Source organism: Herbaspirillum rhizosphaerae (assembly GCF_001189965.1).
Lineage (GTDB): Bacteria > Pseudomonadota > Gammaproteobacteria > Burkholderiales > Burkholderiaceae_D > Herbaspirillum > Herbaspirillum rhizosphaerae.
Window position 1 is genome coordinate 14,400 of the sequence record NZ_LFLU01000025.1, and the last position, 16,057, is coordinate 30,456.

Consider the following 16,057-nt stretch of genomic DNA (forward strand, 5'->3'; position numbering starts at 1 on the left):
CGATGGCTGCTTTTTCATGGATGTCGTGGACACCGCCGATCGCCGTCTTTTTCATTTGCATCGCGCTCATGCTGGTGGGGATGACGATCTGGGAAATCCGCTCGCCGACGGTGGAGCGCAAGGGTTTCCTGCCGCTGCGAACGACGCGCGGCGACCGTTTGTTCATCGGTTTGCTGAGCGCCGCCTACATCAATCTGGCCTGGGTCGCGGTGACCGATCTGGACCAGTGGTATGCGACGGCGCTCGGATTTCTGGCTTTGTTTTTGATCATGCGCAAGGGTTGAATCCGGGCCGGAAACACCGGTAAAGATAAAAAGAAGTAGGTGTCAACAAGCAGCAAAATAACGCGCGGGAGAACGTCCTTCCCTCTCTTGCGCGACCAATTTTTTGGGAAGGTGACGAGGAGACGTGATGCATAAATTCAAGCTAACCGTGCTGGCAGCCGCGATTGCCGTGGCGGGCAACGTATGGGCGGACACCAAGTCCGCCGAGAAGTGGGTCGACACGGAGTTCAAACCAAGCACGCTGTCGCGCCAGCAACAGCTGAGCGAAATGCAATGGTTCATCGACGCCGCCGCCAAACTCAAGGCCAAGGGCGTCAAGGAAATCCACGTGGTGTCGGAAACCCTGGATACGCACGCCTATGAATCGAAAACCCTGGCCAAGGCCTTTGAGGAAATCACCGGCATCAAGGTCAAGCACGACGTGATCCAGGAAGGCGACGTGGTCGAGAAGATGCAGACTTCGCTGCAATCGGGCAAATCGATCTATGACGGCTGGGTCAACGACTCCGACCTGATCGGCACTCACTACCGCAACGGCCAGACCGTGGTGCTGTCCGATTACATGGCTGGTCCCGGCAAGGAATACACCAATCCCGGCCTCGACCTGAAGGATTTCATCGGCACCAGCTTCACCACCGCGCCGGACGGCAAGCTGTACCAACTGCCCGACCAGCAGTTCGCCAACCTGTACTGGTTCCGTGCCGACTGGTTTGCGCGCAAGGACCTGCAAGACAAGTTCAAGGCCAAGTACGGCTATGAGCTGGGCGTGCCGCAAAACTGGTCCGCCTACGAGGACATCGCCGCATTCTTCACCAACGACGTCAAGGAACTGGACGGCAAGAAGATCTTCGGCCACATGGACTACGGCAAGAAGGATCCGTCGCTGGGCTGGCGCTTCACCGATGCCTGGCTGTCGATGGCCGGCGCCGCCGACAAGGGTTTGCCGAACGGCTTGCCGGTCGACGAGTGGGGCATTCGCGTAGCGGACGACAAGTGCACGCCGGTCGGCGCGTCGATGTCGCGCGGCGGCGCCACCAATTCGCCGGCGGCAGTCTATGCGTTGACGAAGTATCTCGACTGGATGAAGAAATACGCACCGCCGGAAGCGCTCGGCATGACCTTTTCCGAAGCCGGGCCGGTACCGGCGCAGGGCCATATCGCGCAGCAGGTGTTCTGGTACAGCGCCTTCACCGCGGGCATGACCAAGCAAGGCCTGCCGGTGGTCAACACCGACGGCTCGCCGAAGTGGCGCATGGCGCCGGGCCCGCATGGCCCATACTGGAAAGAGGGCATGCAGAACGGCTATCAGGACGTCGGTTCCTGGACCTTCCTCAAGAGCACGCCGCCTGACCAGATGGCCGCCGCCTGGCTGTACGGCCAGTTCGTGACATCCAAGACCGTGTCGCTGAAGAAGTCCATCGTCGGCCTGACCTTCATCCGCGATTCCGACATCCGTTCGGAATACTTCACCAAGAACGCGGCGAAGTACGGCGGCCTGATCGAGTTCTATCGCAGCCCGGCGCGCGTGGCATGGACGCCGACCGGCAATAACGTGCCCGACTATCCGAAGATGGCGCAGCTGTGGTGGAAGAATATCTCCACCGCCATCTCCGGCGAGAAGACACCGCAAGGCGCGATGGATAACCTGGCCGAAGAAATGGACGGCATCATGGCGCGCCTGCAGCGTGCCGGCATGAAGAACTGCGCGCCCAAGCTCAACGACAAGAAGGATCCTGCGACCTGGATGTCCGACAAGGGCGCGCCATGGACCAAGCTGGCCAACGAAAAACCGAAGGGCGAAACCATCCCTTACGACAAACTCCTGCAAGCCTGGAAGGACGGCAAAGTTCGCTAGGCATTCCCGCATAAGCTAAGCGCGATCCGATCTCCGGACTGCGATGCTCACCGTACTCGCGTACGGCTGCGCTTCTCCTCCAGAGCTCGGACCGCTCGCTACGCTTCTGCAGGAAGCCGAGACTTCTAGTAGCGCCACGACGTCATTCCGGTATCCGCCGGAATGACGTTTTTTCTTCCAGCGTAAGGCAATCATTGTTACGCTGTGATTCTCACAGTGATTTGTAAGGCGAATGTCATGGCATATCTGCTCGCTCTCGATCAGGGCACGTCCAGCTCACGCAGCATCATCTTCGACGAAACCGGCGCCATCGTTGCTACGGCGCAGCAAGAGTTTCGCCAGATCTTTCCGCAGCCCGGCTGGGTCGAGCACGATCCGATGGATCTCTGGAACAGCCAATTACAAACCTGCCGCCAGGTGCTGGCGCAGGCCGGTATCAAGGCCGCCGACCTGGCGGCACTGGGCATCACCAATCAGCGCGAGACCACCGTCGTATGGGAGCGCGCCACCGGCAAGCCGGTGCATAACGCCATCGTCTGGCAAGACCGCCGCACCGAAGCCATCTGCGCCGGGCTGCGCGAGCGCGGCCTGACCGATGCCATCCAGGCCAAGACCGGGCTGGTGCTCGATCCATATTTCTCCGGCACCAAGCTGCACTGGATCCTCGACAGCGTGCCCGGCCTGCGCGAGCGCGCGCGGCGCGGCGAGCTGGCCTTCGGCACGGTCGATGCCTGGCTGATCTGGAACCTGACGGCGGGGCGCCTGCACGTGACCGATGTGTCAAACGCCTCGCGCACGATGCTGTGGAACATCCATATCGGCAACTGGGACGACGAATTGCTCGAATGGCTGGACGTGCCGCGTTCGATGTTGCCGGAGGTGCATCCGTCGGCGCATCTGTACGGCCGCACCGACGCCGAACATCTGGGTGCGGCGGTGATGATAGGCGGCATCGCCGGCGACCAGCAGTCGGCCTTGTTCGGCCAGGCCTGCTTCCAGCCCGGCATGGCCAAGAATACTTACGGCACCGGCTGTTTCATGCTGCTGCATACCGGCGACCAGTGCGCGCAATCGCACAACGGCCTGATCAGTACCGCCGCCTGCCAGGTCGGCGAGCGCAAGCAATACGCGCTGGAAGGCAGCGTATTCATCGGCGGCGCGGTGGTGCAGTGGTTGCGCGACGGCCTCAAGGCCATCAAGAATTCAACGGATGTGGAAGAGCTGGCAGCCTCGGCGCCGGACTCCGGCGGCGTGGTGTTCGTGCCGTCATTTACCGGGCTCGGCGCGCCGTATTGGAATCCTTCGGCCAAGGGCGCGATCGTCGGCCTGAGCCGCGGCAGCACGGTGGCGCACATCGCGCGCGCCGCGCTGGAATCGATCGCCTTCCAGAGCACCGCATTACTGACCGCGATGGTGCGCGACGCGGTGTCGCCGATCACCGAACTGCGTGTCGACGGCGGTGCGTCGGCCAACAATCTGCTGCTGCAATTCCAGGCCGATTTGCTCGGCATTCCGGTGATCCGTCCGCAAGTCACGGAAACCACCGCCCTCGGCGCCGCCAGCCTGGCCGGGCTGGCGACCGGTGTTTATCGGGACATGGCGGAATTGTCGGAACACTGGCGCATGGAACGCACTTTCCTGCCGACCATGAGCCGCGACGAAGCGGCAACGAAAATACAAACCTGGGAGCGTGCCATCAAGCAGGTCAGCGCCGGTTGAAGAACCTGCTTCCGACTCAGGGCGCGCTGAGCGTCACGGCGACGCCGGCCTGTTCGGTGACCGAGGCCGACAGCGTAGCGTACAGTTCGGAGCCGTCGCGCGCGCTCAGCCATTGTTTGCCGTCATATTTGAAGTGATAGCCGCCCGACTTGGACGCCAGCCACAGTTCTTGCATGGGGGCCTGGCTGTTGACGATGATTTTGGAACCGTTGTCTATACATTCGATTTCCAGCACATTGCCGCTGCGGCTGCACTCGACGTCGAGGTCAGTGTCGTCGGTGGCCTGCTCCAGGGCGGCTTCGATCGCGTTCAGCGCGGAATCCGCGAGGGCCAGGAATTCTGATTCTGTCATGCTACACTCCGAGACATTGATGTAAACCCGTGATTCTATCGTGAAGTCTCCATTTCATTTTTCCCCGGCTCGTCCGGCGTCCCTCGCGCTGAGCGCTGTCGCACTGCTTGTGCTGCTCAGCGGCTGCGGCCAGAAGGGACCGTTGTACCTGCCGAAACCCCCGGCCGAGCATCCTGTCAGGACGGCGCCGACGGTGCCTGGCGCCGATGCTGCAACTGACAACACCGGTGCGGCGTCATCGAATACTGCCGCTCCTCAATCAAAATAATTCTCGCCGTCTCTACTTTATGTCTCATTTTTCCTATCGCGACGGCGTCCTGCACGCCGAAAATCTGCCCCTGAATGCACTGGCTCAGCAATTCGGCTCGCCGCTCTACGTGTATTCCAAGGCAGCATTGACCGCCAACTATTCCGCCTACGCCGATGCCTGCAAGAAAGCCGGCCGCAGCGTGGATGCCGGCGACGGCGGCGCGCTGGTGTGCTATTCGGTCAAATCCAATTCCAACCTGGCGGTGCTGAACCTGTTGGGCAAGCTCGGTTCCGGCTTCGACATCGTCTCGGGCGGCGAACTGCTGCGCGTGATTGCCGCCGGCGGCGATCCGCGCAAGGTGATCTTCTCCGGCGTGGGCAAGGGCCGCGATGAAATGCGCCTGGCGCTGGAACACGACATCCTGTGCTTCAACGTCGAATCGATTCCTGAAGTCCATCGTCTCAACGAAGTCGCCGGCGAAGCCGGCAAGCGCGCGCGCATCTCGCTGCGCGTCAATCCCAACGTCGACGCCAAGACCCATCCGTACATTTCCACCGGCCTGAAAGAAAACAAATTCGGCGTCGCCTACGAAGATGCGCTGGCCTGCTACCGCGACGCGGCGGCCTTGCCGAACATCGAAGTGGTCGGCATCGATTGCCACATCGGTTCGCAATTGCTGGACGACGCACCGCTGCTGGAAGCGCTCGACAAGGTGATCGAGCTGATCGACCAGCTGGAATCGGAAGGCATCGCCATCCACCACCTCGACATCGGCGGCGGCATCGGCATCACCTATGACGACGAACAGCCGGTCCCGGTGGGCGACTACCTGGGACGTCTGTTCGCCCGCGTCGATGCCTGGCGCAAGCAGAAATACGACGGCCGTGCCATCAAGGTCATGTTCGAACCGGGCCGCTCCATCGTCGGCAACGCCGGCCTGCTGATCACCGAAGTGCAATATCTGAAGCACGGCGAAACCAAGAACTTCGCCGTGGTCGACGCCGCCATGAACGACCTCATGCGTCCTGCCCTGTACGAAGCCTGGCACGGCGTGCAAGCCGTGCAGCAGCGCCAGGACGCGGCCCAGACCTACGACATCGTCGGTCCGGTGTGCGAATCCGGCGACTGGCTGGCGCGCAACCGCGAACTGGCGCTGGCGCCGGGCGACCTGCTGGCGCTGATGTCGGCCGGCGCCTACGGCATGACCATGGCCTCCAACTACAACACCCGCGGCCGCGCGGCGGAAGTCCTGGTCGACGGCGACAAGGTGCACCTGATCCGCAAGCGTGAAAATCCGGCCGACTTGTTCGCGCTGGAAGCTATCGTCGACTGATAGGCGAGCAATGCACGCCGACGGCGGGGCGAGTTCCGGAAGGACTCGCCCCGTTGCCATTTGATGATCCCGATGGAAGAGAAGATGCGTAAAACCTCATCTGCCGCCGCTTGCTTCACCATGCTGGACAACAGTTTTTTCGATCAGGACAGTCCGGCGCTGGCGCGCGCGCTGATCGGCAAAGTCATCCGCCGGCGCTGGAAGGGCCAGTGGCTTTCGGCCCGCATCATCGAGACCGAAGCTTATCGCCTCGATGAACGCGGCAGCCACGCTTCGCTGGGCTACACCCACAAACGGCGCGCGCTCTTCATGGAAGGCGGCACCATTTACATGTACTACTCGCGCGGCGGCGATTCGCTCAACTTCAGCGCCGCTGGTCCGGGCAACGCCGTCCTCATCAAATCCGCCTATCCCTGGATCGACGCCATCGCCGGTCCCGAGGCGCTTGCCGTCATGCAGGCCGAAAATCCCGATGCGCAGGGAGGCATGCGGCCATTGCACCGGCTGTGTGCGGGGCAATCCTTGCTGTGCAAGGCTTTGGCCTTGCGCGTTCCCGACTGGGATGCGAAGGCTTTTGATCCCGAAGAATTGTTTGTAGACGACGTGGGCGAAGCGCCGCAGACGCTGATCGAAACCACGCGACTGGGGATTGCCGCCGGACGCGACGAGCACCTCCCTTATCGTTATGTCGACCCCGCCTACACCCGCCACTGCACCCGAAATCCGTTGCGCAAGGGGCAAACCGCACCGTTGGACTACCGTTGGATCGATCGCGATGGAAAAATGGCTGCCGAGCAACAATTTCCTCGCGGCGTGATTCCGGTTATGGGCTGATTCCGCGCTTCCGCATTTTCAGCTTACCGGGATGCAATCCAGCCACGGTCGTCAGTCTTGGAGGGGGCCGTCTTTACACTTTTCACCGGTGGCGCGAAATTTGCTGACGAATGGCTGGCGGGGTGGGAAAACATACCGGTAATGCCGTTATAATGCGCGTTTTCGCACACTCGCCCTCCCGCTTTTACAGCCCTTTTTCAGCCCTTTTGCGTAAGGAAATTGCATGAATGCCCTGATCTGGTTCGTCATACTTTATTGGGTGATTTCAGTCGGTATCGGCCTTTACGCAACCAAGTTCGTCAAGAGCGGCAAGGACTACGCCATTGCCGGCCGGGCGCTGCCGATGTCGGTGGTGACGGCGACCGTGTTCGCCACCTGGTTCGGTTCGGAAGCGGTGCTGGGGGTGTCGTCGACCTTCCTCAAGGAAGGCCTGGGCGGCATCGTCGCCGATCCCTTCGGTTCCTCGCTGTGCCTGATCCTGGTGGGCGTGTTCTTCGCCAAGCCGCTGTACCGCATGAACCTGCTGACCATCGGCGATTACTACAAGAAGCGTTTTGGCCGCGCCGCCGAAATGCTGGTGACGATCTGTATCGTGATTTCTTACCTCGGCTGGGTGGCGGCGCAGATCAAGGCGCTGGGGCTGGTGTTCAACGTCGTCTCGGGCGGCTACATCCCGATGCACTGGGGCATGATCATCGGCGCCTCCAGCGTGCTGATCTATACGCTCATGGGCGGCATGTGGGCGGTGGCGATCACCGACTTCCTGCAAATGATCATCGTGGTGGTCGGCATGCTCTACATCGGCTGGGAAGTCTCCGGCATGGTCGGCGGTCCGGCAGTCGTCATCAAGCACGCCGCCGACGCCGGCAAATTCAACTTCTGGCCTTCGCCCACGCCCAAGGAGGTGCTGTGGTTCTTTGCCGCCTGGATCACCATGATGCTCGGCTCGATTCCGCAGCAGGACGTGTTCCAGCGCGTGATGTCGTCGAAGAATGAAAACATCGCACGCAACGCCTCGATCCTGGGCGGCGTGATCTACTTCATGTTCGTGTTCATCCCGATTTTCCTGGCGTACTCGGCCACGCTGATCGATCCGGCCATGGTGTCGCGTTTGCTGGAGACCGATTCGCAGTTGGTGCTGCCGACGCTGATCATGGAAAAGATGCCGGTGTTTGCGCAGGTGATGTTTTTCGGCGCGCTGCTGTCGGCGATCAAGAGCTGCGCCAGCGCGACTTTGCTGGCGCCGTCGGTGACCTTCACGGAAAACGTGATCAAGGAAATCCGTCCATGGAAGAGCGACAAGGAATTCCTGTTTTCCATGCGCGTGGTGGTGCTGGTCTTCACCGTCGCCGTGACGTCGCTGGCCTTGAACAGCCAGTCCAGCATTTACCAGATGGTCGAGAACGCCTATAAAGTCACGTTGGTCGCTGCCTTCACGCCGCTGGCCTTCGGCGTCTACTGGAAGCGCGCTACGCGTCAGGGCGCATTGGCCGCGATGATCCTCGGCCTGGTCTCGTGGATCACGCTGGAATACACCGCGCCGGAAGGCATGTGGCCGCCGCAGCTGGTCGGCTTGCTGATGAGCATCGGCGGCATGGTGGTCGGTTCGCTGATGCCGCAACTGGTGGCGCCGATTCCGCAGACGCAAGCGGTGTTGAGCACGGATGGCCAGAGCAGTTAATTCTGCATTGTTGTAAGACGCTGACTCATAAGCCACTTCACGCAACACTGATAGACAGGCTTGTGCCCTTCGTGCACAACGGATTCTTTTTCCCTCCTCTCCCTCGGGCGATTCGCATTTTCAGCATGATGATGCGAATCACCTGAGCGGCGCAGATTCAGTCTTTTCCTTCTCTCACAGGTTTTTATCCGGTCATTTCGTGCCGGCAGTATCGCTTTTTTTCTCGCGTGTTTTCGTAGGGAAAATCATTGTCAAAATCGATTTTATTATCGAAAAACCAATTGGAACTAATCGGTATTAAATCGACCTCATCAAGCATGTCTCTGCAAACTCATGAATACGACTTTGCCGCTGATGCACTGTTTCTGGACTTCGACGGCACCCTCGTGAATCTGGCTCCCGAGCCCGACAGCGTGGTGCCGGCGCCGGACCTGATCGAGCTGTTGCAGCGGCTTCAAGAACTCTCGAAGGGCGCGCTGGCCGTGGTCAGCGGCCGTCCGGTGGAGCAGCTCGACCATTATCTGGCGCCGCTGCGCCTGCCCGCCGCCGGCGTGCACGGGCTGGAACGTCGCGACGCCGCCGGGCGGCTGATCCAATTGCCGGCGCCCGACACGGCCCGCCTGATGGAGCGCCTTGCGACGCTGGTGGCGCGTCACCCCGGCCTGATGCTGGAACCCAAGCGCGGCGCACTGGCCTTGCACTATCGCAAGGCGCCGCATCTGGAGCAGGCCTGTATCGAAGCCATGAATCACGCCGTCTCGCGCGTGCCCGGTTTTACCGTTCTGCACGGCAAGATGGTGGTGGAAGCCAAGGCGGCGCTGGCCGACAAGGGCGCCGCCATCGCCGCCTTCATGCGCGAGGCGCCGTTCGCCGGCCGCCGTCCGGTCTTCGTCGGCGACGACGTGACCGACGAGGCGGGCTTCGACTGGGTGCAAGCGCACGGCGCCGGCTTCGGCATCAAGATCGGCGAAGGACCGAGCAAGGCCAACATGCGGCTGGATAATCCGGCGGCCCTGCATCAATGGCTGGAGCAGGCATTGAACGCCGCAGACCGGCGTCTTTGAGAGGAACATTTTTTCGCGCCCCCGGAGTTGGACCAGCAACGCAGCGCCGGACCGGCAAGTCCGCCGGCAGCAACATAGCAACATTCGGGCAACAACAAAAAGAGTAAAGAGAGGAAAGGCAGCATGAGCACGTCATCACCGTCATCCATCGACACTCCCGGCAACGATACCTCCATCGGCGTCAGCAACGACGGCGACCGGCCTTCCACTTCCTCGCTCGACCTCGGCGTCATCGGCAACTGTTCCTACAGTGCGCTGATCGACAAGCTCGGCCGCATCGTCTGGTGTTGCCTGCCGCGCTTCGACGGCGATCCGGTCTTCAACGCCTTGCTCGATCCCGGCGAGAACGGCAGCCTGTGGAGTTTTGAGCTCGAGAATTTTTCGCACAGCGAGCAGTGCTACGAGCCGAATACCGCCGTCCTGAAAACGCGTCTCTACGACACGCTGGGGCAGGGCGTCGAGATCACCGACTTCGCGCCGCGCTTTCCCAGCCGGGGCCGCTTCTTCCGTCCGCAGACATTGGTGCGACGCGTGCTGCCGCTGAACGGCGCGCCGCGTTTGCGCGTGCTGCTGCGTCCGCGTTTCGACTGGGGCCGCGAGATCCCCGAGATCACGCGCGGCAGTAACCACGTGCGCTACGTCGGATCGGAAATGATCCTGCGCCTCAACACCGATGCGCCTATCAGCTATCTTCTCGATGAGACCGCTTTCGTCATCAGCCGTCCGTTCAACTTCCTGCTCGGCCCGGACGAAACCCTGACCGGCGGCATCGGCGACACCGCGCGCAGCTTCGAACAGGAAACCGTCACCTACTGGCGCAACTGGAGCCGCAGTCTCGCCACGCCGCTGGAGTGGCAGGCTGCCGTGATCCGCGCCGCCATCACGCTCAAGATGTCGGTCTACGAAGACACCGGCGCCATCATCGCCGCCATGACCACCAGCGTGCCGGAAGCGCCGGGCAGTGCGCGCAACTGGGACTATCGCTATTGCTGGCTGCGCGACGCCTTCTTCGTGGTGCGCGCGCTCAACAGCATTTCCGAACTTGGCACCATGGAAGACTATCTGCGCTGGCTCACCAATGTCGTGGTGCGCTCAGCCGGCGGTCACGTGCAGCCGCTGTATGGCATCGGCCTGGAAGAAGCCTTGCCGGAGCAGATCCTCGATCACTTGCCCGGCTATCGCCACCACGCGCCGGTGCGCGTCGGCAATCAGGCTTACGAGCATTTTCAGCACGACGTCTACGGCAACATCATCCTCGGCGCTGCGCAAGCCTTCCACGATGTCCGCCTGCATCACCGCGCCGGCATCGAGCAGTTCAAGCATCTGGAAGCGGTCGGCGAGCGCGCCTTTGAAATGTACGATCGCCCCGACGCCGGCATGTGGGAGTTGCGCACGCGTTCGCGCATCCACACTTCGTCGGCGCTGATGAGCTGGGCCGCGTGCGACCGGCTCGCCAAGATCGCCGTGCGGCTGGAGCTGACCGATCGCGCCACCTATTGGATCGAGCGCGCCGACATGATCGGCAAGCGCATCCTGACCGAAGCCTGGAATGAGGAACGTCAGACCTATGCCGAAAGTTTCGGCGGCCGCGACCTTGACGCCAGCGTCCTGCTGATGGTGGAAGTCGGCCTGATTTCGCCGACCGACAAGCGTTTCATCGCCACCGTCGACGCGTTGGAAAAATATCTGTGCGACGGTCCTTACATGCGCCGTTATGAAGCGCCGGACGACTTCGGCCGTCCCGAAACCGCCTTCAACATCTGCACCTTCTGGCGCATCGACGCGCTGGCGCGCATCGGCCGCAAGGAACAGGCGCGCGAAATTTTCGAAGCCATGCTGGCGGCGCGCAACCATGTCGGCCTGCTGTCGGAAGACACGCATCCGGTCACCGGCCAGATGTGGGGGAATTTTCCGCAGACGTATTCCATGGTCGGGATCATCAATTGCGCGATGCGCTTGTCTGCTTCCTGGGAAAGCGTCATTTGACGTTCTTCAGCCTATGCAGCTCATTTGGTTTCAATCCGTCCGACACAACAAAAAAGGAGTTTCATCATGTCCCGCCTCGTTGTAGTTTCGAATCGTCTCGCTGATCCGCGCAAGCCGGCGGCCGGGGGACTGGCGGTGGCGCTGGGTGAAACCCTCAAACGCACCGGCGGCGTCTGGTTCGGCTGGAGCGGCAAGGTCGTCGAAGACGGCACGCCCGGCGAAGGCGCCTTGCATGTCAGCCAGGCCGGTTCCGTCACGCTGGCCGAACTCGATCTGTGCGCCGAAGACCATGACGCCTACTACCGCGGCTACGCCAACGGCGTGCTGTGGCCGGTGTTCCATTACCGGCTCGATCTGGCGCATTTCGAATCGGGCCATCTGGGCGGCTATCGCCGCGTCAACCAGCTGTTCGCGCGCAAGCTCATGCCGCTGCTCAAGCCGGACGACCTGATCTGGATCCACGACTACCACCTGATTCCGCTGGCGGCCGAACTGCGCGCCATGGGTTGCGGCAACCGCATCGGCTTCTTCCTGCATATCCCGCTGCCGCCGCCTCAAATCCTGGCGGCGATTCCTTCGCACGAGTGGCTCATGCGCGCCTTATTCGCTTATGACCTGGTGGGTTTTCAGACGGAAGCGGATTTGCAGCATTTCTCAAATTACGTCAAAGCCGAGGCCACCGCCGAGACCGTCGGCGTCAGCCAGTTCCGCGCCTTCAACAGCACGGTGCAGGCCAAGGCGTTTCCGATCGGGATCGATGTCGACGACTTCCAGCGTCTGGGCCGCGCCCGCGAAGCGCGCGAAACCTTCGAGACCACGCGCCAGGAATATTCGCGGCGGCGCTTGCTGATCGGCGTCGACCGGCTCGATTATTCCAAGGGTTTGCCGCATCGCATCCGCGCCTTCCGCGAATTGCTGCAGCAATATCCCGAAAACCGCCACAGCGCGACGCTGCTGCAGGTGGCTTCGCCCAGCCGTGAAGACGTCGACGCTTACGCCGACATCCAGCGCGAGCTGGAAAGCCTGTGCGGTTCCATCAACGGCGACTACGGCGATTTCGAATGGATGCCGATCCGCTACATGCATCGCACCGTCGCGCGCAAGCGCCTGCCTGGCTTGTACCGCGCCTGTGCGGTGGCGCTGGTGACGCCGCTGCGCGACGGCATGAATCTGGTCGCCAAGGAATTCGTCGCCGCCCAGGATGAGGACGATCCCGGCGTGCTGGTGCTGTCGCGCTTTGCCGGCGCCGCCGAGCAGATGAAGGAAGCCTTGCTGGTCAATCCCTACGACACCCACGGCACGGCGCAGGCGATCCAGCATGCCTTGCAGATGCCGCTGGCCGAACGCAAGGAGCGCCATGCCGCCTTGCTGGCGCGGATCCGCGAGTTCGACGTGCACTGGTGGCGCAGCAGTTTCTTGCAGACTCTGGAACAATCCCGCAGCGATTTTTAGTTTTCTCCTTCTTTCGCAATAATCGATGATGTTTGTTGCTTTTGGGAATGCCTGTTCAGGCCCTTGTCCGGCCTCGGCGGGCCTGACTTGCAGCAGACTCGTAAAAACGGCTGAAAAACCTTTATAATTCAGGGTTTTGGACGATTTTTGCCGGAGTAATTCATGCCGATTTACGCGTATCGCTGCGAAGCGTGTGGTTTTGCCAAAGATGTGCTGCAAAAGATGTCTGACGACGCGTTGACCGTTTGCCCGTCCTGTAACAAGGACAGCTTCAGGAAACAACTGACCGCCGCCGGCTTCCAGCTCAAGGGTTCGGGCTGGTATGTGACCGATTTTCGCGGCAATGGCAGCGGCGTCGCCAACAGCACCGGCGCCACCGGTACCGCCTTGCCTGCGAGCGAAGCGCCTGCCTCTTCTGACGGCGCATCTGCCCCTGCTGCATCCACAACCGCTGCCGCACCGGTAGCCGCTTCTGCTGCACCTGCTGCTGCCCCGAGTACGCCGAGCGCCTCCAGCGCTCCAAGTACGCCAAGCGCTTCCTGACCGACACCGCGAAAACCCATCCCATGCGCAAATACTTCATCACCGGTCTGCTGATCCTTGTCCCGCTGGCCATCACGGTGTGGGTGCTCAACCTGATCATCGGCACCATGGATCAGTCGCTGCTGCTGCTGCCGGTCAGCTGGCGGCCGGAAGCGCTGGTCGGTTTCCGCATTCCCGGCCTGGGCACCATCCTCACGCTGCTGATCATCTTCATCACCGGCCTGGCTACGCGCAACTTCATCGGCCGCCAGGTGGTGTCGCTGTGGGAAGGTTTGCTGACCCGCATTCCGGTGGTCAAGTCGATCTACTCCAGCGTCAAGCAAGTATCCGACACGCTGTTCTCGTCGTCCGGCAATGCCTTCCGCAAGGCCGTGCTGGTGCAGTATCCGCGCCAGGGCTCGTGGACCATCGCTTTCCTGACCGGCGTCCCCGGCGGTGAAGTGAAGAACCACCTGCAAGGCGTCGACTACGTCAGCCTGTACGTGCCGACCACGCCGAACCCGACCTCGGGATTTTTCCTGATGGTGCCGCGCGCCGACACCATCGAGCTGGAGATGAGCGTGGACGAAGCGCTCAAGTACATCGTCTCGATGGGGGTGGTCGCGCCGGAAATGCAGGCGGACAAGAAGATCATCACGGACATCGCCGCCGATGCGGCCAATCATAATTGAAGGGGCGTTCAGCGCCGCGCGCCTCTGACGTGACTGCGCTGTCCTGCCCCGCCTTCGCCCTGCCAGCAACAAAGAACAAACAAGAACACAAGCACTGAATCAAACGAAACTGAAAACGGAATAAACGGAACCTGAATATGTCCATGCGAACTCAATACTGCGGCCTCACCACTGAGGCACTGCTCGGCCAAACCGTCAGCCTGTGCGGCTGGGTGCATCGTCGTCGCGACCACGGCGGCGTGATCTTCATCGACCTGCGCGACCGCGAAGGCCTGGTGCAAGTCGTCTGCGATCCTGACCGCGCCGACGTGTTCAAGAACGCCGAAGCCGTGCGCAACGAATTCTGCCTGCGCATCACCGGCGTCGTGCGCAACCGTCCTGACGGCACCGGCAACGCCAACCTGAAATCCGGCAAGATCGAAGTGCTGGCGCACGAACTGGAAGTGCTGAACCCATCGGTCACGCCACCGTTCCAGCTGGACGACGACAACCTGTCGGAAACCACGCGCCTGACACACCGCGTGCTGGACCTGCGCCGTCCGCAAATGCAAAACAACCTGCGCCTGCGCTACAAGGTGGCGATGGAAGTGCGCAAGTTCCTCGACGCGCAAGGCTTCATCGATATCGAAACGCCGATGCTGACCAAGTCGACCCCGGAAGGCGCACGCGACTACCTGGTGCCGTCGCGCGTGAACGCGGGCGAATTCTTCGCGCTGCCGCAATCGCCGCAACTGTTCAAGCAGTTGCTGATGGTCGCCAACTTCGACCGTTACTACCAGATCACCAAGTGCTTCCGCGACGAAGATCTGCGCGCCGATCGTCAGCCTGAATTTACCCAGATCGACTGCGAAACCTCGTTCATGAACGAACAGGAAATCCGCGATCTGTTCGAAGGCATGATCCGTCTGGTGTTCAAGAACGTGCTCGACATCGACCTGCCGAACCCGTTCCCGGTCATGGACTTCGCGACTGCGATGGGCATGTACGGTTCGGACAAGCCGGACATGCGCGTCAAGCTGGAATTCACCGAACTGACCGACGTCATGAAGGATGTCGAATTCAAGGTCTTCGCCGGCGCAGCCAACAGCGAAGGCGGCCGCGTGGTCGGTCTGCGCGTGCCTGGCGGCGCCGAAATGCCGCGTTCGGAAATCGATGCCTACACCCAGTTCGTCGCCATCTACGGCGCCAAGGGCCTGGCTTATATCAAGGTCAACGAAAAGGCCAAGGGCCGCGACGGCCTGCAATCGCCAATCGTCAAGAACCTGCACGACGCCGCCCTGGCCGCCATCGTCGAAAAGACCGGCGCGCAAGACGGCGACCTGATTTTCTTCGGCGCCGACAAGACCAAGGTCGTCAACGACGCCATCGGCGCGCTGCGCGTGAAGATCGGTCACAGCGACTTCGGCAAGAAGAACGGCCTGTTCGACGACGTCTGGCGTCCGCTGTGGGTGGTCGACTTCCCGATGTTCGAATACGACGAAGACAACCAGCGCTGGGTCGCGCTGCATCACCCGTTCACCTCGCCCAAGGATGGTCACGAAGATTTCATCTCGACCAATCCGGCAGCCGCCATCGCCAAGGCCTATGACCTGGTGTTGAACGGTTGGGAAATGGGCGGCGGTTCGGTCCGTATCCACCGCGCCGACGTGCAAAGCAAGGTGTTCCGCGCACTGAAGATCGACGACGAAGAAGCACGCCTGAAGTTCGGCTTCCTGCTGGACGCGCTGCAATACGGCGCGCCTCCGCACGGCGGCATCGCCTTCGGCCTGGATCGTCTGGTCACCATGATGGCCGGCGCCGAGTCGATCCGCGACGTGATCGCTTTCCCGAAAACCCAGCGCGCACAGGATCTGCTGACGCAAGCGCCGTCGGCGGTCGACGAGAAGCAGCTGCGCGAATTGCACATTCGTTTGCGCAATGCGGAGCCGGTAATCAAGGCTTAAGTCTGGCGACACCGTCCGCGCCTTGGCCCTGATCGGCGCGGACAAAGAAAAAAGGCGCGTGCAGCAATGCATGGCGCCTTTTTTCATGCG

The 16,057-nt window shown here is 61.6% G+C and carries 14 protein-coding genes; 13 read left to right on the top strand and 1 reads right to left on the bottom strand.

Features of this window, described 5'->3' with window-relative positions; genetic code table 11:
- Nucleotides 1-2 precede the first annotated feature (2 nt).
- The 3 genes from AKL25_RS22495 to glpK all read left to right on the top strand — a co-directional run bounded on the left by AKL25_RS22495 (nt 3) and on the right by glpK (nt 3,858).
- Nucleotides 3-284, top strand: coding sequence for a DUF2160 domain-containing protein (locus AKL25_RS22495; RefSeq protein ID WP_050479937.1), 282 nt, complete (start codon nt 3-5; stop codon nt 282-284).
- 127 nt (nt 285-411) lie between these two features.
- Nucleotides 412-2,139, top strand: a complete 1,728-nt coding sequence (locus AKL25_RS22500; protein WP_050479938.1) for an ABC transporter substrate-binding protein — start codon at nt 412-414, stop codon at nt 2,137-2,139.
- Nucleotides 2,140-2,376: 237 nt separating this feature from the next.
- The gene (gene glpK / locus AKL25_RS22505; protein ID WP_050479939.1) at nt 2,377-3,858 is read left to right on the top strand and encodes a glycerol kinase GlpK; all 1,482 of its coding nucleotides are present in this window, start codon (nt 2,377-2,379) and stop codon (nt 3,856-3,858) included.
- Between the two features lie 16 nt (nt 3,859-3,874).
- On the opposite strand, the gene cyaY is transcribed toward glpK, so the two are convergent.
- On the bottom strand, nt 3,875-4,210 hold the full coding sequence (gene cyaY, locus AKL25_RS22510) for an iron donor protein CyaY (RefSeq protein WP_050479940.1): 336 nt from the start codon (nt 4,208-4,210) through the stop codon (nt 3,875-3,877).
- 40 nt (nt 4,211-4,250) lie between these two features.
- Here cyaY and lptM point away from each other — a divergent pair, with 40 nt between their 5' ends.
- From lptM to aspS, 10 genes are all read left to right on the top strand, one after another.
- Nucleotides 4,251-4,478: an LPS translocon maturation chaperone LptM gene (lptM, locus tag AKL25_RS23975; protein WP_083444838.1), complete on the top strand. Its 228-nt coding sequence runs from the start codon at nt 4,251-4,253 to the stop codon at nt 4,476-4,478.
- Nucleotides 4,479-4,497: 19 nt separating this feature from the next.
- Nucleotides 4,498-5,793: a diaminopimelate decarboxylase gene (gene lysA, locus AKL25_RS22515; protein WP_050479941.1), complete on the top strand. Its 1,296-nt coding sequence runs from the start codon at nt 4,498-4,500 to the stop codon at nt 5,791-5,793.
- A gap of 84 nt (nt 5,794-5,877) precedes the next feature.
- The gene (locus AKL25_RS22520) at nt 5,878-6,627 is read left to right on the top strand and encodes a DNA-3-methyladenine glycosylase (RefSeq protein ID WP_083444842.1); all 750 of its coding nucleotides are present in this window, start codon (nt 5,878-5,880) and stop codon (nt 6,625-6,627) included.
- 223 nt (nt 6,628-6,850) lie between these two features.
- Nucleotides 6,851-8,308: a high affinity choline transporter 1 gene (locus tag AKL25_RS22525; RefSeq protein ID WP_050479942.1), complete on the top strand. Its 1,458-nt coding sequence runs from the start codon at nt 6,851-6,853 to the stop codon at nt 8,306-8,308.
- A 317-nt stretch (nt 8,309-8,625) separates the two neighbouring features.
- Nucleotides 8,626-9,372, top strand: coding sequence for a trehalose-phosphatase (gene otsB, locus AKL25_RS22530; protein WP_050479943.1), 747 nt, complete (start codon nt 8,626-8,628; stop codon nt 9,370-9,372).
- Between the two features lie 123 nt (nt 9,373-9,495).
- Entirely contained in the window at nt 9,496-11,358 is a 1,863-nt protein-coding gene (locus AKL25_RS22535) for a glycoside hydrolase family 15 protein (protein WP_240475839.1), read from the top strand.
- A 66-nt stretch (nt 11,359-11,424) separates the two neighbouring features.
- Nucleotides 11,425-12,810 (top strand): alpha,alpha-trehalose-phosphate synthase (UDP-forming), encoded by a 1,386-nt coding sequence (gene otsA, locus AKL25_RS22540; protein WP_050479944.1) that lies wholly within the window; start codon nt 11,425-11,427, stop codon nt 12,808-12,810.
- 162 nt (nt 12,811-12,972) lie between these two features.
- Entirely contained in the window at nt 12,973-13,353 is a 381-nt protein-coding gene (locus AKL25_RS23980; RefSeq protein WP_083444839.1) for an FmdB family zinc ribbon protein, read from the top strand.
- 23 nt (nt 13,354-13,376) lie between these two features.
- Nucleotides 13,377-14,024 (top strand): DUF502 domain-containing protein, encoded by a 648-nt coding sequence (locus tag AKL25_RS22550; RefSeq protein ID WP_050479946.1) that lies wholly within the window; start codon nt 13,377-13,379, stop codon nt 14,022-14,024.
- A 137-nt stretch (nt 14,025-14,161) separates the two neighbouring features.
- Nucleotides 14,162-15,967, top strand: coding sequence for an aspartate--tRNA ligase (gene aspS / locus AKL25_RS22555; protein WP_050479947.1), 1,806 nt, complete (start codon nt 14,162-14,164; stop codon nt 15,965-15,967).
- Nucleotides 15,968-16,057: the final 90 nt, after the last annotated feature.

What these genes read in the sequence shown, in the direction of transcription:
- aspS (WP_050479947.1), top strand. Translation starts at nt 14,162, where the DNA reads ATGTCCATGCGAACTCAATACTGCGGCCTCACCACTGAGGCACTGCTC.
- AKL25_RS22495 (WP_050479937.1), top strand. Translation starts at nt 3, where the DNA reads ATGGCTGCTTTTTCATGGATGTCGTGGACACCGCCGATCGCCGTCTTT.
- otsA (WP_050479944.1), top strand. Translation starts at nt 11,425, where the DNA reads ATGTCCCGCCTCGTTGTAGTTTCGAATCGTCTCGCTGATCCGCGCAAG.
- AKL25_RS22535 (WP_240475839.1), top strand. Translation starts at nt 9,496, where the DNA reads ATGAGCACGTCATCACCGTCATCCATCGACACTCCCGGCAACGATACC.
- AKL25_RS22550 (WP_050479946.1), top strand. Translation starts at nt 13,377, where the DNA reads ATGCGCAAATACTTCATCACCGGTCTGCTGATCCTTGTCCCGCTGGCC.
- AKL25_RS22500 (WP_050479938.1), top strand. Translation starts at nt 412, where the DNA reads ATGCATAAATTCAAGCTAACCGTGCTGGCAGCCGCGATTGCCGTGGCG.
- AKL25_RS23980 (WP_083444839.1), top strand. Translation starts at nt 12,973, where the DNA reads ATGCCGATTTACGCGTATCGCTGCGAAGCGTGTGGTTTTGCCAAAGAT.
- cyaY (WP_050479940.1), bottom strand. Translation starts at nt 4,210, where the DNA reads ATGACAGAATCAGAATTCCTGGCCCTCGCGGATTCCGCGCTGAACGCG.
- lysA (WP_050479941.1), top strand. Translation starts at nt 4,498, where the DNA reads ATGTCTCATTTTTCCTATCGCGACGGCGTCCTGCACGCCGAAAATCTG.
- glpK (WP_050479939.1), top strand. Translation starts at nt 2,377, where the DNA reads ATGGCATATCTGCTCGCTCTCGATCAGGGCACGTCCAGCTCACGCAGC.
- AKL25_RS22520 (WP_083444842.1), top strand. Translation starts at nt 5,878, where the DNA reads ATGCGTAAAACCTCATCTGCCGCCGCTTGCTTCACCATGCTGGACAAC.
- otsB (WP_050479943.1), top strand. Translation starts at nt 8,626, where the DNA reads ATGTCTCTGCAAACTCATGAATACGACTTTGCCGCTGATGCACTGTTT.
- AKL25_RS22525 (WP_050479942.1), top strand. Translation starts at nt 6,851, where the DNA reads ATGAATGCCCTGATCTGGTTCGTCATACTTTATTGGGTGATTTCAGTC.